We start from the raw sequence: 25600 nt of genomic DNA on the forward strand, positions 1-25600 counted from the left end.
GGTTACTTGATGCTTACTTGACGATCGCGAGCAGTTCGACTTCGAACGTCAGATCGCTGTTGGGCGGAATCGTGCCGACGCCGCGCGAACCGTATGCAGTCGCAGCCGGGCAGGTGAGCTTCGCCTTCTCCCCGACCTTCATCGTTGCGACGCCTTGCGTCCAGCAGGGGATCACGCGGCCGAGCGGAAACTCTGCCGGGCCGCCGTGCTTGGCCGAGTTGTCGAACTCGGTGCCGTTCGCGAGGGTGCCGCGGTAGTTGACGCGCACAACGTCGGCAGCCGTAGGCTGCGGGCCGCTTCCCTGCGTCAGGTGTTCGACAACCACACCGGAGGGCAGCTTCTCCGTCGATGCGGCGTTAGCGTTGAGCGCCACCGATGCGAGCGCGGCTGCGGCGAGCAGGGCAACAACTGATTTCACGCGTATCTCCTTGGTTTGAAAAAGCGCCCCATTCTAGCGGATCACCCCTTCCCGACAGAGACCTGAATCAACTTGCAACAAATGCGACTCTTGCATGCGATGAAACGTTGCACGCGCAAACGTGCGTGCCCGCGACGGCCGAAGCACCTGTCGCGGGCTGGAAAAGCCGCTAACGCGTAGCGGCCCGAAGCCTCGTTCGTTCAGATCTTCGGAAAATCGACGACCGTATCGTTCACGCGGTTGAACAGATTGGTGAAGGTGATGTCGGCAATGGCGAGCAGCGTTTCGGTGATCTGCTGATCGCTATAACCCGCCGCCTTCACGGCGTCGACAACGGCTGCCGGCACTGTGCCGCGCGAGCTGAACACGGTCCGGGCAAACGTCGCGATCGCGTTCAGATGCGCGTCGGCCGAATCCCGCCCTTCGCGGAGCGCGGCCACATCGTCTGCCGCGATGCCCACTTTTTTGCCCGCCAGCGAGTGAGCAGCGAGACAGTAGTCACAATCGGCGACGCCGCTGATCGCGAGCTTGATCGCTTCCACTTCCTTGCGCGACAGTGCGCCCTTGCCGAGTGCATCGCCCGTGGCGAGCACGATTTGCAGCGCGGCCGGGCTGTTCGAGCCGATCGCGGCATATGCGTTCGGCACCATGCCGACCGCGCGCTTGATGCCCGCGAAAAGTTCCGCTGCTTGACCGGTTGCTTCGGCGACAGGTTGGCGGTTGAGACGTTCCATGATGCTTCTCCATGAGGGATCGAGGTATTTGCCTTTGCGTGACTGGGTCAACGCGTGGAAGTCATTCTAGGAACGGGCGTTGCTGACGTGAATGCTGGTTCAAATCACGTTTATGCTCGAACGGCTCATCGGTGTCTGGACGAGCTCTGCTATATTCGTGCGACATTCGTCCTCTCACAGCGTCGTCAACGGGAGCGCCTGAAATGAGCACTCACGGGATCATGCGTATAACAAGGCGGGCCATTCTCGTTGCGCTCGCGCTATTGAGCCTTTCGCTCGGCGCGCTGAGCTGGGCCGACGACAACGCCGCCGCGCTCAAGGACAAGTACGACGCGCTCGCGCCGCAACTCAAGTCGAACGTGTTTCATCGGCCAATCCACCTGGATTCTGAAGAAACGCAGAACTCGTTGAAGGGGGACATCTACGCGGTGGTGGATTATCCGTTCGCCACCGTCAACAGCGCATTCAACGACCCGCAGCAAGGCCCCGCCAACTGGTGCGAGGTGCTGATCCTGCATCTGAATACCAAGTACTGTCACGCATCGGCGGGCAGTAACGGCACGGCGATCATCAGCATGAACGTCGGCAAGAAGACGGAGCAGGAACTTGGCGACACCTATCGCGTGCAGTTCAGCTACCGATCGGTGGCGACGAACCCGGACTATTTCCAGGTCGACCTGAGCGCGGCGACGGGACCGCTCAGCACGAAGGACTATCGGATCGTGCTTGAAGCCGTCGATATCGGCAAAGGGCACACGTTCCTGCATCTCACGTACTCATATGGCTTCGGCACGGCCGGCCGCCTCGCGATGAAGACTTACCTCGCGACGATAGGCAGTGCGAAAGTCGGATTCACCCAGGCATCGGGCGACTACATAGGCGGCGTGCGGGGACTCGTGGAACGCAATACGATGCGCTATTACCTCGCCATCGACGCGTATCTCGCCTCTCTTTCCTTACCTGCCGGGCAACGCGTCGATCAGCGCTTCGCCACATGGTTCGACGCCACAGAGCAATATCGGCGTCAATTGCACGAACTGGATCGGCAAGAGTACCTGCAGATGAAGAAGAACGAGTACCAGCGCCAGCAAACGGCGCAATAACTCGATTCGAGGTCGCGCGGCGCGCAGCGGCGCGACGCCTGGCGGTCGATAGCCGCGATGCCGTCCATGCGCAGGAAACCTTCCCGCTCGTCGGGCGCGGGCCAGCTTCGCCATGAACGGCGCGGCTCATCCGCCATGCAGGGCGTAGCGCTCAGGCTGCCGAGGCCTGCTCGACGAGCGCGGCGTTCTGTTGCGTCACCGTATCCATGCGCGTGATGAAAATAGGGAAGGAAGCGAACATGACGCGTGCGAGCATGCCGCGCATCCGCCGATGGATGCGTGCATGACGACGCTCAACGAAATGCAACCGAATAGAACCGGCTAGTCCCAGTTCTCGTCGATCCATTCAATCGCCCATGTGCGCGCGCATGTCATTGCGTCGGACTCGTCGACGAACGAATCGATATCGCCCGATTGATGGATTTCGGCTGGCGTGCTCGCCGTTGCCGCGCGAGTGAGTTTGGCTTGGGCGACGTAATGGCCGTCATCGTCGTGCCTCGCCCGGCAGTCGATATGGAATCCCTTGTAGTCGAAATGCATGGCAAGCCTCCATCAGCGAAGAAAGTGCGATGCAATCCGGGTCTGGGCCTCATCCCGGCGGATGAAGGCATCCTAGCATGGTCACGCGTGCGTCTGCCCCTTTCCTTTGCGCTGCATCGCACATTCGCCCCGAGTGTTTCAGGCCGTGCAACCGTCCACGCGCCGTGCAAAAGCTGCAATGCCGCATAACCTGCTTGCGCGTTAGCTGCACCCCCATCAAATGGAACGTGGACGGGCGCGCACTCTCCGGGCCGCTGCCCGACACGTGCCGAGCCAATGCCCACGCGGCTTTCAGGGCTTGCAAAGCGCCTTAGGGAATGCGGCCTGCCGGCTACAGGCAGCGAACATGGAATACCGGTTGCTGCGGTCGCTTACAAGACATAGCGTTACAAAACAGGGGCAGACATGCGTAGCAGAACCTTTACTCCAACGCGAAGTCAGGTCTGGACGAGGGCTCGCTTCATTGCCCAGTCGTTCCCGCCGCGCGTCCTCATCGTCGACGATTACATCGATTCCGCCGACGCGCTCGCCGCGTTTCTCGCCGCCACCGGCTTCGAGACGCGGGTCGCCTACAACGGCTGCGACGCGTTGCAGATCGCAAACGAATGGCATCCCGACAGCATCGTGCTCGACATCGCGATGCCGGGCGTGTCGGGCCTCGCAGTCGCGCGCGCGTTGCGCGAGTCGCCCTCGACTGCCTCCGTGCCGCTGCTCGCGTATACAGCCTATGAAACAGGCGACAACTACGCGCTGTTGCGCAACGGCGGATTCGACGCCGTCTGTCCTAAGCCGGTCGATCCGTTGACGGTGGTCGACATACTTGCGACGTTGCTGGGCACGGGCGCGCTCCATCGCGCGCAATCGTTCCACTCGTCATGACGCGACGCGGCCTGCGCAGCAAGGCGCTACTTGTAACGGGCGTTCCGTCCCGCTAATCTGACGCGCATCGCAGACGCGGAGTGCGCCCATGATCACACTACGAAGTCTTCTCGCGGCGTTCGCCGTCGCCTTGCTGACTTCGTGCGCGAGCCTCCCGCCACAGGCGGACCGCGTGCAGACCCACGCCGTCACCGGCACGCAGGACACGCGGCTCGGCGTGGCCTTCGCGCCGCAGGAAAAGCAGCATCCCGACGAGTCCGCGTTCCACCTGCTGCCGGATGCCGTCAATGCGCTGGTCGCGCGGCTTGTGCTCGCCGAAGCAGCGGACCGCACGCTCGACCTGCAGTACTACATCTGGCACGACGACCTGACGGGCCGCGGACTTGCGGCGGCCGTGATGCGCGCCGCCGACCGCGGCGTGCGCGTGCGGATCCTGCTCGACGATCTCGGCACGAATGCCGACGACAAACTGCTGCTCGCGCTCGACGCGCATCCCAACGTGCAGATTCGCCTCTTCAATCCCGTCGCGAACCGCACGTTCAAGAAACTCGGCATGGCCGCGGAGTTCTTTCGCGTGAACCGGCGCATGCACAACAAGTCGATGATCGCGGACAACGAGGGCGCAATACTCGGCGGACGCAATATCGGCGACGAGTACTTCGGCGCATCGACGGATGTCGCGTTCGGCGATCTCGATGTGCTCGTGCATGGTCCCGTCGTGCCCGAGGTATCGCAGGCATTCGACCTTTTCTGGAACTCCGCTGCGTCCTATCCGATCGACGCGCTGATGGGCCGCAAGGCCGACGCCGCAGCGCTGGCCGAGGTACGCAGCAAGCTCGACGCCTATCTCGTCTCCGAAGAAAACAACCCCTATGTAGTGGATGCGCGCGAGCGGCTCACGCATGTCATTCATTCACAGGACGCCGTGTTTTCATGGGGCAAGGCCACGCTGCTCTACGACGACCCCGCGAAAATCACGCGCTCGCCGGGCGAAGCGGAAGGTCGCCTGATGACGCAACTCAAGGCGCTCGACCTGCAGCCGACTCAACAAATGCTCGTCGTGTCGCCGTATTTCGTGCCCGGAAAAGAAGGGGTCGCGTGGCTTTCCGGCCTGACGCAAAAGCACGTGCGCGTGACGGTGCTGACCAATTCGCTCGCGGCCACGGATGTCGCCGCCGTGCATGCGGGTTATCAACGCTACCGCAAGGCGTTGCTCGAAGCCGGCGTGCGCCTTTACGAGTTGAAGCCTGTCGCCGACGACAAGACAGAAAACAAGAAGCATGTGTTCGGCTCGTCGAAGGCTTCGCTGCATGCGAAAACCTATGTATTCGACCGCGACAGCATCTTTATCGGCTCAATGAATCTCGATCCGCGCTCCGTCGAACTCAATACGGAAATCGGCGTGTATTGCGAAAGCGCGCCGGCCGCTGCGCAGGTGGTCGATACGCTGGAGCCGAGTCTCGATCGTATTGCGTGGCGGCTCGAATTGCGCCCGAATCTGAACGGCACGAGCAGCATCGTCTGGCTCGACACCGCGCCCGACGGCACCGTGACAATACTCGACAGCGAACCCGACGTGTCGGTGCTTCGCAAGACGGGCGTCTGGCTAATGGGCATCTTGCCGATCGAGTCGCAGTTGTAGCAAACGGCTTGCCCTGCGCTCGATCTTGACGCGGTCTTTACGCGCTGCCCTCGATTCTTTTGAAAATCTCGACGGCAATGTTTTTGAAGTGCTTGAATCCGGGCTCGCGCCGGACGACATACAAGAACAACAACTCGACCTCGCCAAAGCGCGATGGAAGTACATGCTCGTCAGGCTCGCATTGATGGCGGCGCGCCGCGTCGCGCTGCATATGCAGCGCTTCAACGCGGTGTTGCACATGAGCGTGCAACCCGTCCCAGCCACGCTGCCCTGATCTCACCCGCCGAGCGCCATCAGCTGTTGCGCGAGCGCATGCGCGTGTGGCGTGAGCGCTGCGAAGTCACGCGCGCACAGATGCAGACGCCGCGTCGTCCACGCCTCCGACAGCGGCAACACGACGATATCCGCATCGCACAGCGGCTGCGTGCAAGCAGCGGGCAGAATCGCAATGCCCACGCCCGCAGCGATCAGACGCCCGAGATCGGCGACATGGCGCAAACGCACGCGATACTGCATCTGCCGTCCAAGCCGCGATGCGCGTTCGGTCAAGTGACGTTCGAGCGCCGCGTCCGATAGACCCACGAACGGCTCGTCGACGATATCGGCGAATGCGACGCGCGCCTCGCTCGCCACGCGATGCGTGCGGCGCGCCGCCACCACCAGCTGGTCGTCGGCGATCATGTGCGTTTGAAGTGCAGCGAGGTCGGCGATATCCGCGACGATGCCTAAATCCGCGCGCCCTTCGGCAACGGCGCGCACGATGTCCGCGCTCGGGCGCTCGTCGATATCGACGGACAGATCGGGATGCGCAATCAGGAAGCGGCCGATCTGCTCGGGCAGAAACGAAGCAAGCGCAGCCGTGTTCGACATCAGATGCACGCGGCCCTTCAGACCCTTCGCGTAGCTGCGCAGTTCGCCGCGCATCTGTTCGACCTGCCCGACGATCAGCCGCGCATGACGCACGAGCGCCTCGCCGGCGGGCGTCGCGCGCACACCGCGGCGCGTGCGTTCGAGCAGCGCCGTGCCCAGCGCCGACTCCATGCCGGAGATGCGCTCGCTGGCCGAAGCGAGCGCGAGATGCATCGCCTGAGCGCCGCGCGTGAGGCTGCCTTGTTCGACGACCATCAGGAATAGCCGCAGGTCGGTGAGGTCAAAACGCGACGTCGTCATCTTCGTCTAGTGCGAACGCTGGCATCGGAGAATCCCGATTGTATCCGCGAAGGCCACGCCGCTATGATGCGTCGCATGAACGATCTATTCCTCGTCGCAGGCGCCGGGCTGGTCGCGGGCGGCATGAACGCGCTGGCGGGCGGCGGCTCTTTCGTCACGCTACCTGCGCTGATCGCAGCAGGCGTGCCTTCGGTTCAGGCGAACGCTTCGAGTACCGTTGCGCTGTATCCGGGCGGACTCGCGAGCGCCTGGGCGTATCGCGACGGGCTCGGGCCGATCGGTTCCGTGCGGCTGCGCGCGCTGGTCGTCATCACGCTCATCGGTGGCATAGCGGGCGCGCTGCTGTTGCTGCTCACGCCTTCGAAGACTTTCGATTTCGTCGTGCCCTGGCTGTTGCTCATCGCGACGCTCGCGCTTGCATTCGGCCGGCGTTTCGGCGAATGGATGCGACAGCGCTGGCACATCGGGCAAATGGCTGTCCTCGTGATCCAGTTCGCGCTCGGCGTGTATGGCGGTTATTTCGGCGGCGCGGTCGGCATCATGATGATGGCCGTGTGGGGACTGCTCGACAGCCGCGAACTCAAGCTGCTCAATGCGCCACGGACGCTGCTGGTGAGCGCCGCCAATACGATGGCCGTGGTCGCGTTCGTCATTGCGCACGCAGTGCACTGGCCCGAGACCATCGTCATGCTGATCGGCGCGACGCTCGGCGGATACGGCGGTGCACAGGTGGGCCGCCGCGCGCCCGCAAACGTCATTCGCTACGGCACATTGCTGTTGACGGCCTGCATCACGATAGCGTTTTTCGTACGCGCCTACCGTTCAGCAAGATGACTTCAGCCACGCTGCACGGCGCAGCGTGCGTGCCGTTTCGCCTCGCGGCGTGAGCACGGCCAGCACGATCGCGACGATGAACAGCGCGGGCACGTCGCCGAGCAAATGGCCGCGATGCTCGTCATGCATCAGCGACTGCACGGCCATGATCGTGCCGTGCACGACACTGGACCACACGGTGAACCAGATCAGGCTCAGATGCTCGAGCGGATTGCGCGCGGCGATCAGCAGGAACACGCCGAGCGTCGCGTAAATGCCGACGATCATCAGCGGGTAGTCCGAGTAGCCCGTATGCCACGCCCACCCGGACGGCCATACGATCATCAACGGATAGAAGCAGACGAGCGCGATCAGTCCGATGCCGATGAGCGCGATGCGCAGATACGCGATGCGTGCAGCGTGATTCATCAGGGCCTCCCGGTGGGCGGTGCAGCTGGCTGCCTCACATGATAGACGCTAGCCAGCCTGCCCCTGGCGACGCGTTTGCTGTTGCGCTTCGTCGACGCGCGGCGGAGGCCGATGATCGCGCGGTGCCGGTTCGTGTCCACTGCGCTCTGCCACTCGCATCGGCCGCTGTTGCGCACCCTGTTCCGCGTGCCGCGCGGTCGGCACATCGTGGCGCTCCCGCCGATGCGGCTGCTGCGCGTACGCGGGCCGCTCGCCATGCGGATGCGGCGTATGCTCGTCGCGTTGCGGCGCGGCCAAGGCATGCACGGGCGGATGTCCGTGACGACGAGCCATCTCGACGCGCAGGTGTTCGCGTCGGCGGAGGACTTCGGCGCGTCGGTCGCCATGCGCGTAGAAATGCGGCTGACGCCTGCCGTCCGGGCCGACCACCCAAAGATACGTGTTGCCGCCGACGAACACCACGTCGCGATCCGCGACATGGGCGATATACACGTCGCTCGGCGCAGCCACATACACGGGTTGCGGAGCGGGTGCCGGCGCGCGCACGACGACGGCAGCCGGCGGAGGCGGCGGCTGTGTGGCGACGACAGTGGGACGTGGCCTCGCAGGCGCGGCAGCGATCTGCTGCTCGCTGGTGACGCAGCCGGGTAGCGCGGCGAATGCGGCGAATGCGGCGATTGCCGCGAAAGATTTGGCCAGCTTCATCGTGAACAAATGCGGCTCCCCGTTTTCATGTTGTCATGCTGATTCGCCCGCATTAACGGCACAGTCTTACAGAAGCTTTAGCGCGGCGAACGGGTGGAGCGCGCGGGGCAGGCGCCTGTATCATCGGCACCAGTCAATCTCCACGATGCCGCGACCGCGCGAATCGCAACGCCCTGCACGAGGACCACAGCGTGAACGTCAGTGAAGCCGTTACCAGCCGCAAATCCGTCCGCCAGTTTCTTGCCACGCCCGTCGCACCCGACGTGATCCGCCGCGTGCTCGCCACGGCTGCGCGCTCGCCTTCGGGCGGCAATCTGCAACCGTGGCACATCCACGTGGTGGGCGGCGATGCGCTGGTGCGTCTCAAGCACGTCATGCGCGAGCGCGTCGCGGATGCGCCCGGCGGCGAAAAAACGGAATACGACGTCTATCCACCGAACCTTCATTCGCCATATCGAGAGCGGCGCTTTCAGGTTGGCGAGGATCTTTATCGGAGCATCGGCATTGAACGCGAGAATCGTCCAGCGCGCCTGGCGCAGTTCGCGCGCAACTTCGCGTTTTTCGACGCACCGCTCGCGCTGTTCTGCACCGTCGACCGCCGGATGGGACCGCCGCAATGGTCCGATCTCGGCATGTTCATGCAGACGGTGATGCTGCTGTTGCGCGAGGAAGGATTGCACAGTTGCGCGCAGGAATCGTGGGCGCAATATCCCACGACGATCGGCGCGTTTCTCGATCTGCCCGCCGACCGCATGCTGTTCAGCGGCATGGCGATCGGCTACGAAGACACGAGTGCCGCGATCAACCAGTGGCGCGCGCAGCGCGCGCCTTTGGATGAGTTCGCGCAATTCATCGGCATCTGATTGGCCGGCGAAGTTGTCGAGTGCACGATGCGTCCACAAGCTGATCGACATCGGCGAGCAGGCCATTCAAGTTGGCAATACGACTGCCACGACCGATGGAATTCAGCCATCGTATTCTGTACCGTGCGTCGCGAACACGCATGCGTATGCGTATGCGTATGCGTATGCGCAGCCTGCCGTCACGTTCCGCGCGTTGGTGAGAAAATCGACGGCACATTGCAACCAACCCGAGTGCATCCGATGTTCGAAGCTACCATCAATACAGCGCTGCCCAAGGCCGAGTTCTATCGGGAACTGACGTCGCAGGCGCGCTCGTTGCTCGAAGGCGAATCGAATCAGATCGCCAATGCAGCGAATCTGTCGGCGCTGATCTTTCACAGCCTGCCGCAAGTGAACTGGGCGGGTTTCTATTTCGCGCTAGACGGCGAACTGGTCATCGGTCCGTTTCAGGGCAAGCCCGCCTGTGTGCGCATTCCGATGGGCCGCGGCGTATGCGGTCGTGCCGCGCAAGCGCTTGAGACGCAAGTCGTGCCCGATGTCGATGCGTTCCCCGGACATATCGCGTGCGATTCGGCGTCGCGCTCGGAGATCGTGATTCCGCTGCAGAAGGCGAACGGCGAACTGGTCGGCGTGCTCGATATCGACAGTCCCGTGCTTGAACGTTTCGACGACGAAGACCGGCGCGGGCTCGAAGAACTCGCGAAGATCTTCGTCGCGTCGCTGCGCTGAGCGGCTTTTCGCGCCGACCAGGCGAAAAGCCCCGAAGACCATTCGACCTTGAGGCAGATCGTGCATGTGACGGCATATGCCGTCACAGCAACTCACAGCGCGCGATTCGGCGTCGCACTGCCCTTCTTCGCCGACTCCAGCGCGGCCGCCACGCCTTGCCCGTATGCGGGATCAGCCTTCGTGCAGTGCTCGATATGCAGCTTCTGGACCGGCTCCGACACGCCCGCCAATGCGCGCGCCGTGTTGTCGAACAGCGTCTGCTTCTGCTCGTCCGACATCAGGCGGAACAGGTTGCCGGGCTGCGAGAAGTAGTCGTCATCGACACGGTGATTCCAGTGGTCGGCGGCGCCTTCGACAGACAGCGGCGGCTCGCTGAAATCGGGCTGATCGAGCCATTCGCCGCGCGTGTTCGGGTTGTATGGCGTCGCACCGCCCATGTTGCCGTCGACGCGCATGAAGCCGTCGCGGTGATAGCTGTGCACGGGGCACCGCGGCGCGTTCACGGGGATCAGGCTGTGATTGACACCTAGCCGATAACGCTGAGCATCGCCATACGAGAACAGCCGTCCTTGCAGCATCTTGTCCGGCGAGAAGCTGATGCCCGGCACCACGTTCGCAGGATTGAACGCGGCCTGCTCGACGTCGGCAAAATGGTTGTCCGCGTTGCGGTTCAGTTCCATCACGCCCACTTCGATCAGCGGGTAGTCCTTCTTCGGCCAGACCTTGGTCAGATCGAACGGGTTATACGGCGTCTTCGACGCGTCCTTCTCCGGCATCACCTGCACGTACATCGTCCACTTCGGAAACTCCTTCCGTTCGATCGCTTCGTACAGGTCGCGATGCGAGCTTTCGCGATCGACGCCGACGAGCGCCGCAGCTTCCGCATCCGACAGGTTCTGGATGCCCTGCTGTGTATGCAGGTGGAACTTCACCCAGAAGCGCTCTTTGTTCTCATTGATGAAGCTGAACGTGTGGCTGCCGAAACCGTGCATATGGCGGAACGATTTGGGAATGCCACGATCGCTCATGACTATCGTCACCTGGTGCAGCGCTTCCGGCAGTTGCGTCCAGAAATCCCAGTTGTTTTCGGCGCTGCGCAGGCCCGTGCGCGGATCGCGCTTGACCGCATGGTTCAGGTCCGGAAACTTCAGCGGATCGCGCAGGAAGAACACAGGCGTGTTGTTGCCGACGAGATCCCAGTTGCCTTGGTCCGTATAGAACTTGATCGCGAAGCCGCGGATGTCGCGTTCGGCATCGGCAGCGCCGCGCTCACCCGCGACCGTCGAGAAGCGTGTGAACAGTTCCGTCTTCTTGCCGATCTGCGAAAAGATGTTGGCGCGCGTGTACCTGGTGATGTCATGCGTGACCGTGAAGGTGCCGAAGGCGCCCGAGCCTTTCGCGTGCATGCGGCGCTCCGGGATCACCTCGCGGTCGAAGTGCGCGAGTTTCTCGAGGAACCACACGTCCTGCAGCAAGGCAGGCCCACGCGGCCCCGCCGTCTGAATGTTCTGGTTGTCTACAACGGGTGCGCCAAAAGCAGTCGTCAATTTGTTCACGTCTAGCCCTCCAACACTTATAGGAAGTTCCGGCGACACGCCGCCGGATCGTACGGTGGGTTTTCCAGCGATGGCAGTGGGACGGCAACCGCTATCTCTGGAGGCGGAATCGGGACGGCCTATGCCGTCGAAATGAAGGCCGCGCGGTGCTCCGCACGCACCAGCCGTCACTGCGGAAGCGATCTTAGCGCCATTCGAATGAACAAGCAGACAAGGGGTAAGCCGTTGAAAGACCAATGCAGTCCGTGCAAAACCGACGCGCAAAAACCAGAAGACATGAATGGCGTTCAATGCGCGACGCATCTCCTCACTATGAACTTGCGCAACCCGATAAAAATTTTAAGTTAGCGCTGGCTTTATTGTCCTTGTCATATAGATACCAGATTGCCGGTCAATGACAGATAACTAACGAGAAATCGGAACGACACTCGATGTCCACCGCGTTCGCCCATACAGTCGAAGCAAGCTTCGCGACGCTCACGCCCACGGCCAAGCGCATCGCCAGCTACATGCTGGCGAATCTGGAGCGCCTCGGCCTGGAAACGGCGGACCAGATTGCGCAGCAGACGGGCACGAGCGGCATTTCGGTGGGACGCTTTCTGCGCAGCGTCGGTTACCGCAATCTCGACGACCTGAAGCGTGAGCTTCGCGGGGCGCAATCGCGCCCGTGGTTCATCACGGACCGGCTGGACGCATACCGCAGCGAACGCGCTAATGGCAATGCAAACGGCCTCGACGCGAACGAAGCCAACCCCGCCAGTTCGCTCGACCTCGAAGTCGACGCAATCCGCTATGTCTATCAACTCGCGCAAGGTGAAGCGTTTGCACGCATTGCCCAGCGCATTGCCGAAGCCGATGCCGTTTTCATTCTCGGCATTCAATCGACGCGCGGCATCTCCAACGCGTTCTATAGCTACCTCGAATATCTGCGCCCACGCGTCTTCTATTCCGACGGCATGTCTGGCTCGTATGTGGACTCGCTCAATTCGGAGTTCGGGTCGCCGTATCTGATCGTCACCGACACACGCGCCTATTCGCGCATCGCGCGCCGCTATTGCGAGGCCGCCGCGCGGCGCGACTTGCCCTTTGCGCTCGTCACCGATCTCTATTGCCCGTGGGCGCGCGAGTTTTCTTGCGATCTGATTCAGGTGAAGACGGATGTCGGACAGTTCTGGGACTCGCTCGCACCGCTCACCTGTCTGTTCAATCTGCTGCTGACCTCGATCGTCGAAAGGCTCGGCCCCGCCATCGACGAACGGGTCGCGCGCAACCGCGAGTTGCAGCGCGAACTCGATCAATTCGACCTTTAAACCTCATGCCCGACAAACAGCAACTGATCCACATCACGCCGGAAACGCATCGCGTCGAGCTCGACCTCGCGTATGCGACGGCCAACAATTTCACCGGCAAGCCGATTTACAAAGAAGCGCACTGCCTGTTGCTCGCGCCCGCCGAAGCGGGCTTGCGCAAAGCCGTCGAACTCGCGGACAGCATCGGCATGAAGCTGCGCATTTTCGATGCGTACCGGCCGCCGCAAGCGCAGCAGGTTCTGTGGGACTTTCTGCCCGATCCGACCTTCATCGCGGAACTGGGACGCGGCTCGAATCATAGCCGCGGCACCGCGCTCGATCTGACCTTGATCGACAGCAACGGCGAGGCGCTCGATATGGGCACGGGCTTCGATGCGATGGTCAAGGAGTCCGAGCACTTCCACAAAGGCCTGCCGCAGCACGTGCAGCGCAACCGGCTACTGCTGCTCGGCATCATGCATGCGGCCGGCTTCACGCATATCGCAAGCGAGTGGTGGCATTACGAAATACCCGGCTCGCGCGCGCTGCCCATTATCGACAATAGCGAAAGCGGCCCGTTGAAACTGATGTAATCGCGTTTGATTCTTTGCTGTTCATTGTCCGCATGTTCCCTCTCGATACGGAGCGAGTATGAATCTGGTTCTGCGCAATGCGCTAGCGGCAGTCGCCGTCGTTTCGGCACTGACGCTTACGATGACGACAACAAGCACTGCGTTGGCGGCCACGCCGAAAGACATGCTGGTGATCGCCACCACGCTCGACGAATTCTCGACGCTCGATCCGGGCGAAGTGTACGAGTTGGTCCCCGAAGAGTATGTTGCGAACACCTACGACCGCCTCGTGCGCGTCGATCTGAAAGACCCCTCGAAATTCAACGGCGACGTCGCGCAATCATGGACGGTCAGCCCCGACGGACTCACGTTCACGTTCAAGATCCGCTCCGGCCTCAAGTTCCATTCGGGCAACCCGCTCACGGCCGAAGACGTCGCATGGTCGATCCAGCGATGCGTGCTGCTCGACAAGGGTGCAGCGGCAGTGTTGCAAGGCATCGGACTGACGAAAGACAACGCACTGCAGAACGTGAAAAAGGTCGACGACTCGACCGTCAGCATCACGACAGACCAGAAATATGCGCCCACGTTCGTGCTGAATGTGCTGGGCGCGTGGCCCGCGTCGGTGGTTGACAAGACGCTGCTGATGTCGCATCAGAAGGGCAATGACTTCGGCAACGAATGGCTGCGCACGAACGAAGCGGGTTCGGGTGCCTACAAGCTCGTCAAATGGAGCGCGAACGAAAGCATCATTCTGCAAAAGTTCGATGGCTACCGGATGCCACTTGCGATGAAGCGCATCGTGATGCGTCATGTGCCCGAGGCGGCAAGCCAGCGTCTGCTGCTCGAAAACGGCGACGCAGACGTCGCGCGCAATCTGAGCCCCGACGATCTCGCCGCGCTCACGAAGGGCAACAAGGTCACTGTCAACTCGGTGCCGCAAGCGACGCTCCTCTATCTCGGCCTCAATGTGAAGAACCCGAATCTCGCGAAGCCGGAAGTGCAGGAAGCGATGAAGTGGCTGATCGACTACGACGGCATCCAGAAGAACGTGACGAAGAACACCTTCAAGGTTCATCAGACCTTCCTGCCTGAAGGCTTTCTCGGCGCGCTGAACAGCAATCCATATCACCAGGATGTCGCGAAAGCGAAAGCACTGCTCGCGAAGGCGGGCTTGCCGAACGGCTTCAACGTGACGATGGACGTGCGCAGCGCGTATCCGTACAACGAAATCGCGCAGGCCGTGCAGGCCAATCTCGCGCAAGGCGGCATCAAGGTGGAGATCATTCCCGGCGACAACAAGCAGACGCTCGCGAAGTATCGTGCGCGTCAGCATGATATCTATATCGGCGAATGGTCGGCGGACTACATCGATCCGCACAGCAATGCGCAAGGCTACGCGTGGAATCCTGACAACTCGGACAAGTCTTCGTACAAGATGCTCGCGTGGCGCAATTCGTGGGACATTCCCGATCTGACGAAAGAGACCAACGCGGCACTCGCCGAATCGTCGACGGCAAAGCGTGCGCAACTCTATCAGACCATGCAGAAGGAAATGCTTGCTAAGTCGCCGTTCGTCATCATGTTCCAGCAGGTGTCGCAAGTGGCGATGCGTCCGGGCGTATCGGGCCTCGAAGTCGGCCCGATCAACGACCTCGTGTCGTACCTGCACGTGAAGAAGCAGTAAGCGCATAGCGGCATGTCCACGACGCTCACTCCCATCGACCGCATCCGCGCTGCGTCCACGCGCAGCGCGGGTGTGCGCTGGACCTTGCGCGTGCTGCGCTGGGCGCTGACGCTCGCGATCACGTTCACGGGGCTGCTGGCCGTGACCTTCGTGATCGGCCGCAAGGTGCCGATCGACCCCGTTCTCGCGATACTCGGCGACCGTGCATCGGCGAGCGCGTATGCCGCCGCGCGTATCCAGCTCGGTCTCGACAAGCCGCTTGCCGAGCAGTTCTTCATCTACGTGAACGCGGTGCTGCACGGCGATCTAGGCGTGTCGCTGCTGACGGCCAACCCCGTGATCGACGACATCAAGCGCGTGTTCCCCGCGACGCTCGAACTCGCCACACTGGCGACGATCATCGGCGTGCTGATTGGCGTGCCGCTCGGCGTGATCGCGGCGACCCGGCATAACCGCTCAATCGATCACGTCGCGCGTTTCATCGGGTTGATCGGCAGTTCTGTTCCCGTGTTCTGGCTGGGCTTGATGGGGCTGTTGCTGTTCTACGCGAAGCTACATTGGGTGTCGGGGCCGGGGAGGCTCGATCCCGTGTTCGACGGCATGGTCGACACGCAAACGGGCAGCCTGCTGATCGATTCGCTGATAGCCCGTGAATGGGATGTGCTCTTCAATGCGCTGTCGCACATCGCGTTGCCTGCCGCGATCCTCGGCTATTACTCGGTCGCGTATCTGAGCCGGATGACCCGCTCGTTCATGCTCGACCAGCTAAGCCAGGAATACATCACGACGGCACGCGCCAAAGGGCTATCCGAGCGGCGCGTGGTGTGGGTCCACGCGTTCGGCAATATCGCCGTGCCGCTCCTCACGGTGATCGCACTCTCATACAGCTTCCTGCTAGAAGGTTCGGTGCTGACGGAGATTGTGTTTGCGTGGCCCGGCATCGGTTCGTATCTGACGGGCGCTTTGCTCAATGCCGACATGAATGCAGTGCTCGGCAGCACGCTCGTGATCGGCGTGACCTTCATCGCGTTGAATCTGCTGACCGACGCGCTTTATCGCGTGTTCGATCCGCGCGCCCGCTGATGCAACGGAGACTTTCGACGTGCAACCCCCTGTTGACCGTTCGACGCAGGACTGGCCGATGACCGCGCCGCGTCCCGCCTGGAAACAATGGCTGCTGACGGATACACCCGCGTCGCGCAGGCAAGCCGCGCTTGGCCTCGCATATCGGCGCTGGCGGCGCTTCGCGGGCAACCCGCTATCGGTATTCGGTCTGTCGATTCTGATGTTGCTCGTGATCGTCGCGATCATCGGGCCGTGGATCGCGCCCCACGATCCGTTGCGGCAAGTGCTGTCCGACCGCTTGTTGCCGCCCGGTTCCGCATCGCATTGGCTCGGCACCGATCAGCTCGGCCGCGACATCCTCTCGCGCATCATTTTCGGTTCGCGGCTCACGCTGTCGATCGCGATGCTCGTCGTGGTCGTAGTCGTGCCCGTTGGCCTGTTGATCGGCACGACGGCGGGCTTCTTCGGTGGCTGGGTCGACAATGTGCTGATGCGCGTGACGGATATTGCGCTGGCGTTCCCGAAGATCGTGCTCGCGCTCGCGTTCGCCGCTGCGTTGGGTCCGGGTGTGATCAATGCCGTGATCGCAATTTCAATCACCGCGTGGCCCGCGTATGCGAGACTCGCGCGCGCCGAGACGCTGCGGCTCGTGCAGGCCGATTTCATCCATGTGGCACGGTTGCAAGGGGCATCCAGCGCACGCATTCTGCTGCGCTATATCGTGCCGCTCTGCTCGTCGTCGGTGATCGTGCGCGCGACCCTCGACATGGCAGGCATCATCCTGACCGTAGCGGGCCTCGGCTTTCTCGGACTCGGCGCGCAACCGCCGAGCCCCGAATGGGGCTTCATGGTCGCGTCAGGCCGCAACGTGCTGCTCGATTCGTGGTGGGTCGCGACGATACCCGGTTTTGCAATCCTGCTTGTGAGCCTCGCATTCAATCTGCTCGGCGACGGCTTGCGCGACGTGTTCGATCCGCGCCACGGAGACTGACATGGGCACGAACATAGCCACGAACGAAAGCCAGTCCGCCCTGTGCGAAATCGACGATTTGCGGGTTGCGTTTCGCGCTCATGACGGCTCGATGAACGAAGCGGTGCGCGGCCTTTCGCTGACATTGAACAAGGGCGAGCGGCTCGGCATCGTCGGCGAATCGGGTTCGGGGAAATCGCTGACGGGACGCGCGCTGCTGGGGCTGCTGCCGCCCGCCGCGCATTGCACTGCGCAGGCGCTGCGCTTCGACGGACAGGACTTGCTGTCGATGCGCGCCGACAAGCGCCGCCGTTTATGCGGCCAGCAGATGGGCATGATCCTGCAGGATCCGAAATACTCGCTGAACCCGGTGATGACGGTTGCGCAACAGATGCGCGAGGCGTTCGCACTGCACGACCCGAAACTGGGCCGCCGCGCGATGCGCCAGAAAATCGTCGCCGCGCTCGAAGCCGTGCATATCCGCAATCCCGAACGCGTCGCCGATTCATATCCGCACGAACTCTCGGGCGGCATGGGGCAGCGCGTGATGATCGCGATGATGGTGTCGACGGGACCGCGCCTGCTGATCGCCGACGAACCGACCAGCGCACTCGACGTGCTGGTGTCGATGCAGGTGCTCGCCGTACTCGACGAGATGATCGCGAAACATGATACCGGCCTCATCTTTATCAGCCACGATCTGCCGCTCGTCATGTCGTTTTGCGACCGCATCGTGGTGATGTACGCGGGACGCGTGGTCGAAACCTGTGCGGCGCGCGACCTCGTGCACGCGCAACATCCGTACACGCGCGGCCTGCTCGCCGCGAATCCGCCGCTCGTCAATCCGCCCGCCGAGTTGCCCGTGCTGTCGCGGGATCCCGGCTGGCTCAATGACGTGCAAGGAGCATCCGCATGATCGACGTCGATGCACTGACGGTGCGGTTCAAGACGGCGACAGGCGCCGTCGACGCCGTGCGCAACGCAAGCTTTCATGTCGCGCAAGGCGAAGTGTTCGGCCTGGTAGGCGAATCAGGCTCGGGAAAATCAACGATCCTGCGCGCGCTGAGCGGACTTGCGCCGACTGCACAAGGCACGATGCGCATCGCGCTGCCGGACGGACAGGCGCAAAAGCGCGGTGTGCAAATGGTCTTTCAGGACCCATACGGCTCGCTGCATCCGCGCTTCACCGTCGATCAGACGTTGCGCGAGCCGTTGCGCATCAATGGCATCGGGCAGCATGAAGAGCGTATCGTCAACGCGCTACGCGAAGTGGGACTCAACGCGTCGTTCCGGTTTCGCTATCCGCATCAGTTGTCTGGCGGACAGCGGCAGCGTGTTGCCATTGCGCGCGCGCTGATCGTCGAGCCGCATGTGCTGCTGCTCGACGAACCGACGTCGGCCCTCGACGTCTCCGTACAAGCCGAGATTCTGAACCTGCTCAAGCGCCTGCACCACGAGCGCAATCTGACGATGATTCTCGTCAGCCACAATCTGGCCGTGGTCGGCTTTCTGTGTTCGCGCGTCGCGATCATGCGCAATGGCGAGATTGTCGAAGAACTCGATATCGAGCGGATACGCGCGCAACAGGTCGACAACGACTATTCGCGCAGCCTGCTGCTTGCGACGGGTGGCTATCAACGAAAAGCCATCGAAGCGATGGGGGTCGACACGTCGCCGTGAAACGAATGCGCGGCCGCTCGGGGCTGCGCTTTTTCACTCTACGGCTGGCGTCAGTTTGCCTTCTTCGATGCGCGATGTCCCCGGATGGCGCGCCACGGCGAACACACCGAATGCGGCGACCAATGCAGGCACGGCGAGCATGCTGAACACCGAGCCGAACTGCCAGCCCAGCCCCATCAATGCGGCACCGACCAGCGCCCCCGCCACGCCGCCGATGCGCCCTACACCGAGCATCCACGCAACGCCCGTCGCGCGCCCTTGCGTAGGATAGAAACTCGCGGCCAAGGCCGACATCGAGGTCACGGCGGACGTGATGACCGTGCCCGTCAGGAAGATCAGCGTGCCGAGCCAGATCTGATGCCCGATACCGCGGCCGACGAGCATCACCAGCAAGGCCGCGACGACATACGTGCACGCGATCACACGATTCGCCTTGAAGCGGTCCATCAACCAGCCGACACTCAGATTGCCGAGTATGCCGCCGAGTGGAAACAGCGAGGTCATCAGCGCGGCGTTCTGCCCTGAAAAGCCGGTGTCCTTGAATAGCGTGGGCAGCCAGTTGGTCAGCAGATAGTAAATCAGCAGGCCCATGAAGTACGCGAGCCACAGCATCAGCGTGCCGAAGCGAAAGCGCGTCGACAGCACCACGCGCAACGCGGAACCGCGATGCTCGGCGACACCCTCTGCGCTGACGAACCGGCATGCTTCGAGATGCGTGCCCTTGGCGATGCGCGAAAGAACACGTGCGATCCGCGCGTCGCCACGTTGCCGCGTCACCATGAATTGCGCGGACTCTGGAAGCAGAACAACGAGCACGATCGTCAGCGCAACCGGTCCGATACCGCCCGCGACGAGCACGCTCTGCCAGCCGAAGTGCGGAATGAGCCAGGCCGACGCCACGCCGCCGATCGCGAGTCCGCATGAGAAGCCGCAGAACATTGCATTCACGGCCACTGCGCGAATACGCGACGGTGCGTACTCGGACATCAACGTCACCGCATTGGGCATTGCGGCGCCGAGGCCGAGACCTGTCATGAAACGCAGCACCGTGAGCGATTCGATTGACGTGGCATGCGCGGCGGCAAGACTCCATACGCCGAAGAAAAACACCGATAAAACCAGCACCGCTTTGCGCCCGATGCGATCGGCAAACGGTCCGGCACCCAACGCGCCGATCCCGAGGCCGACGAGTGCAGCGCTCATCACTGGCCCGAGCGCCGAGCGCGCGACGCCCCATTCCTGCACCAGCGAAGGCGCAATGAAACCGACTGCGGCCGTGTCGAAGCCGTCGGCGGCAACAACCAGAAAGCAGAGGACAAGAATCGTCCATTGAAAAGGTGAAAAGCGTTCGCCGTCGATGAAGCGCTGCACATCGACCGTGCGTGTATGCTGGCTCATTGCGTGTCTCCTTGATACGCGGGTGTTACGTCTCCGTATGTTTGTGATGGCGCCGGCTGTTTCTATTTTTCTAACGCAGCGCCGTGAGGCTTCTGAATTCGACGCGCCGGATGATCCGGCTTTCCTGTGCGACGATCAGATGCGCCGACGCCTGCAAATAGGCAGGCCACTGCGGGTCTGCATCGCGCGCAGTGCGGCGCTGGTCGTAATCGGCAATGCTCTCGTAGCCCCACAGATGCACGACCTGATTCAACGCGCCGATATCGCTCATGTAGAAGCCGACGGGCGCGCCAAGGTACTTCAATTGAATCGGCATCGCGAGCCTGTCGAATACCTCGATGAACTCCGTCATGCCTCGCGGCCGGATCGTATAGATGCGGTGATCGACAAAGGGTTTGGTGCTGCTCATGATGCTGTCCTCTATACGGTTGCGGATTGCCGCATGTTTAGCGCGTGCGTGCCGGCCTGCACATCAGCCATGCCTGCCAGGCGCCGGCCGGTGATGTAACCGAACGTCATGATCGGGCCCAGCGTGATGCCCGCGCCCGGATAGTTGCCGCCCATGATGCTCGCGCGATCATTGCCGACTGCGTACAGCCCCTGGATCGCGCCGCCGTGTGCATCCAGCACTTCTCCCGTGACGGCCGTCGTGATGCCGTCGAATGTACCCAGGTCGCCCATCACGACCTTGAGCGCGTAGTAGGGCCCGTCGCCGACGGGCGCGACGCATGGATTGGGCTTGTGCTCGGGATCGGCGAGATAGCGGTTGAAGGAAGTCGAGCCGCGTCCGAACTCGCGGTCTTTGCCACGTGCTGCGCCTTCGTCGTACGCACGCACCGTGGCTTCCAGCGCAGCGGCATCGATGCCCGCACGCCGCGCAAGCTCGGCGAGCGTGCGCCCTCTGACGAGGTAGCCGTTGCGCAGCAGCGGTCCCAACGGAACGGGCGCGGGCTTCGCAAAGCCCAATCCGTACTTGCGGATCGTCGCGTGATTGCAGATCAGCCACATTGCCGTTTCCTTCTCGCCGCGGCATGCTTCGATCATCGCCGCGCCGACATCGTGATACGAGTTCGATTCATTGGTGAAGCGCGTGCCTTTACGCGTCACGCCGATGATGCCCGGCTTGTAGCGGTCGACGAGATGTGGAAACACGCCGAACGTACCGTCGCGCATCGGCACGCGCGACACCGGCATCCATGCGGCCGGCTGCGGATAGCGGATCGGCACTTGCGCGCCGACGCGTTCGGCCATGCGTGCGCCATCACCCGTATTGCCTTTCGGCACGGGCGAGCAATGCTCGCCGCCGCGCATCACGTGCGGGTACGCTTTAGCGATGCGCGCAACGTCATGCGAAAAACCTCCGCACGCGAGTACCACGCCGCGTCGTGCAGCAATCCGCATCTCGCCTGCCGGGCCTTCGACCACAGCGCCCTTTACACCGCCGTCCGACACAATGAGCTCCTGCGCGGCGGTGTTCGTGTGAATCGGAATGCCCATTGCGAGTGCCGTTTTCGCGAGCCGCGCCGCCAGCGCATTGCCGCTCGTGATCTGCACACCGCGCCGGTAAAGCGCGAGATCCTTCAGGTGACTTCCCAGCCGCTTCGCCACATACAACGCGGACTTGAGCGATCGCGTCGCGTTGAAGAAGTGCTTGAGGTCGGCGTTCGACGAATTGAACATCATGCCGATGAACGTGATCGTCTGGAGCGGCGGACGCAGACGCGCGATGTCACCGCCGAGCTTGCGTGCATCGTAGGGCGCCGCGACCACCGAGCGTCCGATGTCCACGCCGCCTTGCACATCCGGGTGATAGTCGGGATAAAGCGTCGGGACGAACTTGACTTCCGTCTCACGCTCGAAGAAGTCGAGCATCTGCGGACCGATGTCGAGGAACGCATCGACGGCCGCTTCGTCGAAGAACGCGCCTGTTTCGTTGCGCATATACGTCTTCGCTGCTTCGCGCGTATCGTTCGCGCCGTTCGCACGCGCGTGCCGGTTGCCCGGAATCCACAACACGCCGCCCGAGAATGCGGTCGTACCGCCGAAATACGCTTCCTTTTCGATCACGACGACATCGAGACCGTACTTGCGCGCGGTGATCGCAGTCGAGAGACCGCCCGCGCCCGAGCCGATGACGAGTACATCGCACGTCATTGGCGCGCCTGAATCAGTGGGAATAGCCATGCTGTGTCTCCTGCCAATGTCGATTTGCTTAACGCGCTGCGCCGGCCTTTGCCTCATAGCCGGGTCGCGGCACCATATCCATCAGCATGCATTCCAGTCCGCCATCGACGATCAGCTCCGCGCCATTCACGTAGCTCGCCCGCGGGCTCGCGAGAAACGCCACCGCGTCCGCGATATCGACCGGTTCGCCGATGCGGCGGCTTGCCGTCATCGCGCGGCGACGCTGTTCGACGTCGCCTTGCGCGTAGAACGACGCGGACAGCGGCGTACGAATCATGCCTGGACACACGGCGTTGCTGCGCACGCCGCGCGCCCCCCACTCGGCCGCGATCTGCTTCGACAGCATCGAGACGGCTGCCTTGCCGGGGCTATACGCGCCGCTCCATGTCTGCGGATGATGCGCAGCCACCGACGCCACGTGCACGATGCTGCCCGCGCGCTTGTGCAGCATCGCGCGGCCGAATGCCTGCGCGCACAGCATGTAGCCCGTGAGATTGACTTGCAGCATCGCGTTCCATGTGTCGAGGGTAATGTCTTCGATACCGCCCGGACGCAGCAGACCCGCGTTGTTCACGAGCACATCCGCTGAGCCCAACCTTTCTTCCACACTGAGTGCCGTCAGCTCGACGCTCTTCGCGTCAGCGATATCGCATTCGAATGCGTATGCCTCCATGCCGTTCGCGACGAGCGTCTGCGCGAGGTCTTTGCACTTTCCCGCTTCGCGGTCCAGCAATGCGATGCGCGCGCCGCTCTCTCCGAGCACACGTGCGATCGCGCTGCCTATGCCGCCCGCTGCGCCTGTCACGACGCAAACCTTGCCTTCGAGCGCAAGCCATTCGGCGCTTCTTTTATTAGCCATCCAAATCTCCATGTCTTCGTTCCGATCGGCGATTGGTAGATGCAATCGCGCGTTTCACGGAGAAAAGTATAGGGACGCGACGCGCGGCGGAGTTGGACAAAGAGCACGCATCGCAGGACAATTCGTACACAGGAGACGAACCGGCATGAGGAAAATCCCTAACTACGATCTGTACGGCGAATCGGCGCGCCCGCCCTGGTTCGACGCGTTCAATTTCGAGTGGATTGCCGAACGCAGCCGGCCCAACGACTGGCACATCGCCGCGCATCGGCATGACGCGCTCTTGCAGATTCTGTATATACGCAGCGGTAGCGGGCATGTCGTGATCGAGAGCGAGAAGCACGCTTTCTCGCCGCCTTGCGTCGTCGTTTTGCCCGCGCAAACCGTGCATGGCTTCGTGTTTTCGCCCGACATCGACGGGCTTGTCATCACGGCTGCGCAGCGCGCGCTCGAATCGATTTCGAAGGCGGTGTCGCCCGGTCTTCTGCCCGTGATCCAGCGCGCGGCCGTGATACCCGTGAGGGCGTCGACGGGCGACGACACATTGATGCCGCTCTTCTCGCTGCTCGAACAGGAATACCGCGGCAACGCGCGCGGCCATATCGCAGCGGGAATGTCATTGATGATTGCACTTTTCGTGCAAGTGGCGAGATTGAGCGATGCAGCGGCGATGCCCGCGACGAGCGCCGTCGCCGACAGACGCAGCGGGCAAATCAAGCGCTTTCGGGAACTGGTGGCGACGCACTTTCGTGAGCACAGGGCCGTCGACTTCTATGCGGAGAAACTTGGCATCACGACCGCTCAATTGAGCCGCATTTGCCGCGACGAACTCGGCCATTCGCCGATGTCGCTGGTGAATCAACATCTGATACGGGAAGCACAGCGCGATCTCGTCTATTCGGGTCTGACGATCAAGCAGATCGCGCATGCGCTGGGCTTTGAAGACGCGGCGTATTTCAGCCGCTATTTCCGCAAACAGACGGGCGCGACGCCCAAGGAATTCCAGGCCGCCGCGCACACCGATCTGTCTTTGAACTGAACGGTCAGTCCTTAAACCGCCACCGCGCCGACGTAGTTCTCGGCCATCGAAATCGCCGCGCTGCGCGAAGTGGTCACATGCTCGAGTTCCGCAACCTGCAATTGCTGCTCGAATGGCGATGCATCATCGAGACGGTGCATCATGCGCGTCATCCAGTACGAGAAATGTTCTGCGCGCCAGATTCGCTTCAGCGCCGTTTCGCTATAGCGTTCCAGCTGATCGCTGCCGTCTTCCTTGTAGAACGCGCGCAATGCATCCGACAAAATGCGCACGTCGGAAACAGCGAGATTCAAACCTTTCGCGCCTGTGGGCGGCACGATATGCGCTGCGTCACCGGCGAGGAACAGGCGCCCGTGCTGCATCGTCGTCGACACGAAACTGCGCATGCCGACAATGTTCTTCTGGAAGATCTTGCCTTCAACCACCTTGTGGCCTTCATCCGAATCGACGCGTGCATGCATTTCCGCCCAGATGCGATCGTCGGACCAGTTGTCCACGTTGTCGCTCGGGTCGCACTGGAAGTACATGCGCTGCACGTTCGGCGAGCGCGTGCTGACCAGCGCAAAGCCGCGCTCGTGACGCGCATAGATCAATTCGTCGGAACTGGGCGGCGCTTCGGCCAGAATGCCGAACCAGCCAAACGGATAAACCCGCTGATAGTCGCGGCGGAGTGCTTCGGGAATCGCGTTGCGCGAAATGCCCTGCGAGCCGTCGCAGCCGATGATGAAATCACATTGCAATTCATGCGCTTCACCTTGATGGCGATAACGGATAGCCGGCGCAGCACCGTCGATATCGTGCAACGACACTTCCGACACGCCGAAACGCAACTCCCCTTGCGCCGCCATACGCGCGGCGACCAGATCCTTGATGACTTCGTGCTGCGCGTAGACCGTGATCGCTTTGCCCGTGAGGTCAGTGAGATCGATGCGGCGGCGCTTGCCTTCAAACGCGAGTTCGAAGCCGTGATGCAGCGCACCTTCCGCTTTCATCCGCTCGCCTACGCCGGTTTCCGTGAGCAGATCCATCGTGCCCTGCTCGAGCACGCCTGCGCGGATCGTCGATTCGATCTGATCGCGGCTGCGCGATTCGAGCACGACGGAATCAATACCCTGCAGATGAAGAAGATGGGAGAGAAGCAGTCCAGCAGGACCAGCGCCAATGATGCCGACTTGCGTACGCATGAATGTGTCTCCTGAATGCGTGGTGCGTTTCTTTGATGTGGCTCAAAGTGTGCCGCCGACGCTTCTATCGAGCAACGCAATAGGGAGAATAA

26 protein-coding genes are annotated in these 25600 nt (G+C 62.2%); 14 read left to right on the forward strand and 12 right to left on the reverse strand.

Annotated features, from left to right (window positions below):
• Positions 1-13 precede the first annotated feature (13 nt).
• Positions 14-418, reverse strand: coding sequence for an FKBP-type peptidyl-prolyl cis-trans isomerase (locus BPHY_RS20100; RefSeq protein ID WP_012403284.1), 405 nt, complete (start codon positions 416-418; stop codon positions 14-16).
• Between the two features lie 200 nt (positions 419-618).
• Positions 619-1152: a carboxymuconolactone decarboxylase family protein gene (locus BPHY_RS20105; protein WP_012403285.1), complete on the reverse strand. Its 534-nt coding sequence runs from the start codon at positions 1150-1152 to the stop codon at positions 619-621.
• A gap of 203 nt (positions 1153-1355) precedes the next feature.
• Between BPHY_RS20105 and BPHY_RS20110 the strand changes: the two genes are divergently transcribed.
• Entirely contained in the window at positions 1356-2255 is a 900-nt protein-coding gene (locus BPHY_RS20110) for a hypothetical protein (protein WP_012403286.1), read from the forward strand.
• A 321-nt stretch (positions 2256-2576) separates the two neighbouring features.
• Here the strand turns inward: BPHY_RS20110 and BPHY_RS20115 are convergent, their stop codons facing one another.
• Positions 2577-2795 carry a hypothetical protein gene (locus BPHY_RS20115; protein ID WP_012403287.1) on the reverse strand — a complete coding sequence of 73 codons (219 nt, stop codon included), beginning with the start codon at positions 2793-2795 and terminating at the stop codon, positions 2577-2579.
• Positions 2796-3200: 405 nt separating this feature from the next.
• Here BPHY_RS20115 and BPHY_RS20120 point away from each other — a divergent pair, with 405 nt between their 5' ends.
• Both BPHY_RS20120 and BPHY_RS20125 read left to right on the forward strand, forming a co-directional pair.
• A complete protein-coding gene (locus tag BPHY_RS20120; RefSeq protein ID WP_012403288.1) occupies positions 3201-3674 on the forward strand; it encodes a response regulator in 474 nt (157 codons plus the stop codon).
• A gap of 88 nt (positions 3675-3762) precedes the next feature.
• Positions 3763-5316 (forward strand): phospholipase D family protein, encoded by a 1554-nt coding sequence (locus BPHY_RS20125; RefSeq protein WP_012403289.1) that lies wholly within the window; start codon positions 3763-3765, stop codon positions 5314-5316.
• Between the two features lie 276 nt (positions 5317-5592).
• Here the strand turns inward: BPHY_RS20125 and BPHY_RS20130 are convergent, their stop codons facing one another.
• Positions 5593-6486: a LysR family transcriptional regulator gene (locus tag BPHY_RS20130; RefSeq protein WP_012403291.1), complete on the reverse strand. Its 894-nt coding sequence runs from the start codon at positions 6484-6486 to the stop codon at positions 5593-5595.
• A gap of 75 nt (positions 6487-6561) precedes the next feature.
• On the opposite strand from BPHY_RS20130, the gene BPHY_RS20135 reads away from it, so the two are divergent.
• The gene (locus BPHY_RS20135) at positions 6562-7320 is read left to right on the forward strand and encodes a sulfite exporter TauE/SafE family protein (protein WP_012403292.1); all 759 of its coding nucleotides are present in this window, start codon (positions 6562-6564) and stop codon (positions 7318-7320) included.
• On the opposite strand, the gene BPHY_RS20140 is transcribed toward BPHY_RS20135, so the two are convergent.
• Together BPHY_RS20140 and BPHY_RS20145 are read right to left on the reverse strand one after the other, a co-directional pair.
• On the reverse strand, positions 7309-7728 hold the full coding sequence (locus BPHY_RS20140; protein ID WP_012403293.1) for a DUF6632 domain-containing protein: 420 nt from the start codon (positions 7726-7728) through the stop codon (positions 7309-7311). The genes BPHY_RS20135 and BPHY_RS20140 overlap by 12 nt on opposite strands.
• Positions 7729-7776: 48 nt before the next feature.
• The gene (locus BPHY_RS20145) at positions 7777-8433 is read right to left on the reverse strand and encodes a hypothetical protein (RefSeq protein WP_244257631.1); all 657 of its coding nucleotides are present in this window, start codon (positions 8431-8433) and stop codon (positions 7777-7779) included.
• A 191-nt stretch (positions 8434-8624) separates the two neighbouring features.
• Between BPHY_RS20145 and BPHY_RS20150 the strand changes: the two genes are divergently transcribed.
• Together BPHY_RS20150 and BPHY_RS20155 are read left to right on the forward strand one after the other, a co-directional pair.
• Positions 8625-9296, forward strand: a complete 672-nt coding sequence (locus tag BPHY_RS20150) for a nitroreductase (protein WP_012403295.1) — start codon at positions 8625-8627, stop codon at positions 9294-9296.
• Between the two features lie 240 nt (positions 9297-9536).
• On the forward strand, positions 9537-10025 hold the full coding sequence (locus BPHY_RS20155) for a GAF domain-containing protein (protein WP_012403296.1): 489 nt from the start codon (positions 9537-9539) through the stop codon (positions 10023-10025).
• Positions 10026-10117: 92 nt separating this feature from the next.
• On the opposite strand, the gene BPHY_RS20160 is transcribed toward BPHY_RS20155, so the two are convergent.
• A complete protein-coding gene (locus BPHY_RS20160; protein WP_012403297.1) occupies positions 10118-11581 on the reverse strand; it encodes a catalase in 1464 nt (487 codons plus the stop codon).
• Between the two features lie 431 nt (positions 11582-12012).
• On the opposite strand from BPHY_RS20160, the gene sapR reads away from it, so the two are divergent.
• Genes sapR through BPHY_RS20195 form a run of 7 tightly spaced genes read left to right on the forward strand, consistent with a single transcriptional unit; the run spans position 12013 to position 18844 of the window.
• Positions 12013-12891: a sap1 transcriptional regulator SapR gene (gene sapR, locus BPHY_RS20165; RefSeq protein WP_012403298.1), complete on the forward strand. Its 879-nt coding sequence runs from the start codon at positions 12013-12015 to the stop codon at positions 12889-12891.
• A gap of 5 nt (positions 12892-12896) precedes the next feature.
• Positions 12897-13463 (forward strand): D-alanyl-D-alanine dipeptidase, encoded by a 567-nt coding sequence (gene ddpX, locus BPHY_RS20170; protein ID WP_012403299.1) that lies wholly within the window; start codon positions 12897-12899, stop codon positions 13461-13463.
• 58 nt (positions 13464-13521) lie between these two features.
• Positions 13522-15129, forward strand: a complete 1608-nt coding sequence (locus BPHY_RS20175) for an ABC transporter substrate-binding protein (protein WP_012403300.1) — start codon at positions 13522-13524, stop codon at positions 15127-15129.
• 12 nt (positions 15130-15141) lie between these two features.
• On the forward strand, positions 15142-16212 hold the full coding sequence (locus tag BPHY_RS20180; protein WP_012403301.1) for an ABC transporter permease: 1071 nt from the start codon (positions 15142-15144) through the stop codon (positions 16210-16212).
• 58 nt (positions 16213-16270) lie between these two features.
• Positions 16271-17185, forward strand: a complete 915-nt coding sequence (gene nikC, locus BPHY_RS20185; RefSeq protein WP_012403302.1) for a nickel transporter permease — start codon at positions 16271-16273, stop codon at positions 17183-17185.
• Between the two features lies 1 nt (position 17186).
• On the forward strand, positions 17187-18080 hold the full coding sequence (locus tag BPHY_RS20190) for an ABC transporter ATP-binding protein (RefSeq protein WP_012403303.1): 894 nt from the start codon (positions 17187-17189) through the stop codon (positions 18078-18080).
• Positions 18077-18844 carry an ABC transporter ATP-binding protein gene (locus BPHY_RS20195; RefSeq protein ID WP_012403304.1) on the forward strand — a complete coding sequence of 256 codons (768 nt, stop codon included), beginning with the start codon at positions 18077-18079 and terminating at the stop codon, positions 18842-18844. The genes BPHY_RS20190 and BPHY_RS20195 overlap by 4 nt, the downstream gene beginning before the upstream one ends.
• 33 nt (positions 18845-18877) lie before the next feature.
• On the opposite strand, the gene BPHY_RS20200 is transcribed toward BPHY_RS20195, so the two are convergent.
• The 4 genes from BPHY_RS20200 to BPHY_RS20215 all read right to left on the reverse strand — a co-directional run bounded on the left by BPHY_RS20200 (position 18878) and on the right by BPHY_RS20215 (position 23285).
• Complete coding sequence (locus BPHY_RS20200; protein ID WP_012403305.1) at positions 18878-20242, reverse strand: MFS transporter; 1365 nt, start codon at positions 20240-20242, stop codon at positions 18878-18880.
• Positions 20243-20312: 70 nt separating this feature from the next.
• Entirely contained in the window at positions 20313-20651 is a 339-nt protein-coding gene (locus BPHY_RS20205; RefSeq protein ID WP_012403306.1) for an NIPSNAP family protein, read from the reverse strand.
• An 11-nt stretch (positions 20652-20662) separates the two neighbouring features.
• Positions 20663-22426: an FAD-dependent oxidoreductase gene (locus BPHY_RS20210; protein WP_012403307.1), complete on the reverse strand. Its 1764-nt coding sequence runs from the start codon at positions 22424-22426 to the stop codon at positions 20663-20665.
• A gap of 28 nt (positions 22427-22454) precedes the next feature.
• On the reverse strand, positions 22455-23285 hold the full coding sequence (locus BPHY_RS20215; protein ID WP_012403308.1) for an SDR family NAD(P)-dependent oxidoreductase: 831 nt from the start codon (positions 23283-23285) through the stop codon (positions 22455-22457).
• Positions 23286-23430: 145 nt separating this feature from the next.
• Between BPHY_RS20215 and BPHY_RS20220 the strand changes: the two genes are divergently transcribed.
• The gene (locus BPHY_RS20220; RefSeq protein WP_012403309.1) at positions 23431-24324 is read left to right on the forward strand and encodes a helix-turn-helix domain-containing protein; all 894 of its coding nucleotides are present in this window, start codon (positions 23431-23433) and stop codon (positions 24322-24324) included.
• A gap of 11 nt (positions 24325-24335) precedes the next feature.
• On the opposite strand, the gene pobA is transcribed toward BPHY_RS20220, so the two are convergent.
• Positions 24336-25508 (reverse strand): 4-hydroxybenzoate 3-monooxygenase, encoded by a 1173-nt coding sequence (gene pobA, locus BPHY_RS20225; RefSeq protein WP_012403310.1) that lies wholly within the window; start codon positions 25506-25508, stop codon positions 24336-24338.
• Positions 25509-25600 lie beyond the last annotated feature (92 nt).

Source organism: Paraburkholderia phymatum STM815 (assembly GCF_000020045.1).
GTDB classification, from domain to species: domain Bacteria; phylum Pseudomonadota; class Gammaproteobacteria; order Burkholderiales; family Burkholderiaceae; genus Paraburkholderia; species Paraburkholderia phymatum.

What these genes read in the sequence shown, in the direction of transcription:
- BPHY_RS20210 (WP_012403307.1), bottom strand. Translation starts at nt 22,426, where the DNA reads ATGGCTATTCCCACTGATTCAGGCGCGCCAATGACGTGCGATGTACTC.
- BPHY_RS20145 (WP_244257631.1), bottom strand. Translation starts at nt 8,433, where the DNA reads ATGAAGCTGGCCAAATCTTTCGCGGCAATCGCCGCATTCGCCGCATTC.
- BPHY_RS20195 (WP_012403304.1), top strand. Translation starts at nt 18,077, where the DNA reads ATGATCGACGTCGATGCACTGACGGTGCGGTTCAAGACGGCGACAGGC.
- BPHY_RS20105 (WP_012403285.1), bottom strand. Translation starts at nt 1,152, where the DNA reads ATGGAACGTCTCAACCGCCAACCTGTCGCCGAAGCAACCGGTCAAGCA.
- nikC (WP_012403302.1), top strand. Translation starts at nt 16,271, where the DNA reads ATGACCGCGCCGCGTCCCGCCTGGAAACAATGGCTGCTGACGGATACA.
- BPHY_RS20205 (WP_012403306.1), bottom strand. Translation starts at nt 20,651, where the DNA reads ATGAGCAGCACCAAACCCTTTGTCGATCACCGCATCTATACGATCCGG.
- BPHY_RS20200 (WP_012403305.1), bottom strand. Translation starts at nt 20,242, where the DNA reads ATGAGCCAGCATACACGCACGGTCGATGTGCAGCGCTTCATCGACGGC.
- BPHY_RS20155 (WP_012403296.1), top strand. Translation starts at nt 9,537, where the DNA reads ATGTTCGAAGCTACCATCAATACAGCGCTGCCCAAGGCCGAGTTCTAT.
- BPHY_RS20220 (WP_012403309.1), top strand. Translation starts at nt 23,431, where the DNA reads ATGAGGAAAATCCCTAACTACGATCTGTACGGCGAATCGGCGCGCCCG.
- BPHY_RS20115 (WP_012403287.1), bottom strand. Translation starts at nt 2,795, where the DNA reads ATGCATTTCGACTACAAGGGATTCCATATCGACTGCCGGGCGAGGCAC.
- BPHY_RS20140 (WP_012403293.1), bottom strand. Translation starts at nt 7,728, where the DNA reads ATGAATCACGCTGCACGCATCGCGTATCTGCGCATCGCGCTCATCGGC.
- BPHY_RS20130 (WP_012403291.1), bottom strand. Translation starts at nt 6,486, where the DNA reads ATGACGACGTCGCGTTTTGACCTCACCGACCTGCGGCTATTCCTGATG.
- BPHY_RS20135 (WP_012403292.1), top strand. Translation starts at nt 6,562, where the DNA reads ATGAACGATCTATTCCTCGTCGCAGGCGCCGGGCTGGTCGCGGGCGGC.
- BPHY_RS20120 (WP_012403288.1), top strand. Translation starts at nt 3,201, where the DNA reads ATGCGTAGCAGAACCTTTACTCCAACGCGAAGTCAGGTCTGGACGAGG.
- BPHY_RS20180 (WP_012403301.1), top strand. Translation starts at nt 15,142, where the DNA reads ATGTCCACGACGCTCACTCCCATCGACCGCATCCGCGCTGCGTCCACG.
- BPHY_RS20190 (WP_012403303.1), top strand. Translation starts at nt 17,187, where the DNA reads ATGGGCACGAACATAGCCACGAACGAAAGCCAGTCCGCCCTGTGCGAA.
- BPHY_RS20125 (WP_012403289.1), top strand. Translation starts at nt 3,763, where the DNA reads ATGATCACACTACGAAGTCTTCTCGCGGCGTTCGCCGTCGCCTTGCTG.
- sapR (WP_012403298.1), top strand. Translation starts at nt 12,013, where the DNA reads ATGTCCACCGCGTTCGCCCATACAGTCGAAGCAAGCTTCGCGACGCTC.
- BPHY_RS20215 (WP_012403308.1), bottom strand. Translation starts at nt 23,285, where the DNA reads ATGGCTAATAAAAGAAGCGCCGAATGGCTTGCGCTCGAAGGCAAGGTT.
- BPHY_RS20175 (WP_012403300.1), top strand. Translation starts at nt 13,522, where the DNA reads ATGAATCTGGTTCTGCGCAATGCGCTAGCGGCAGTCGCCGTCGTTTCG.
- pobA (WP_012403310.1), bottom strand. Translation starts at nt 25,508, where the DNA reads ATGCGTACGCAAGTCGGCATCATTGGCGCTGGTCCTGCTGGACTGCTT.
- BPHY_RS20110 (WP_012403286.1), top strand. Translation starts at nt 1,356, where the DNA reads ATGAGCACTCACGGGATCATGCGTATAACAAGGCGGGCCATTCTCGTT.
- ddpX (WP_012403299.1), top strand. Translation starts at nt 12,897, where the DNA reads ATGCCCGACAAACAGCAACTGATCCACATCACGCCGGAAACGCATCGC.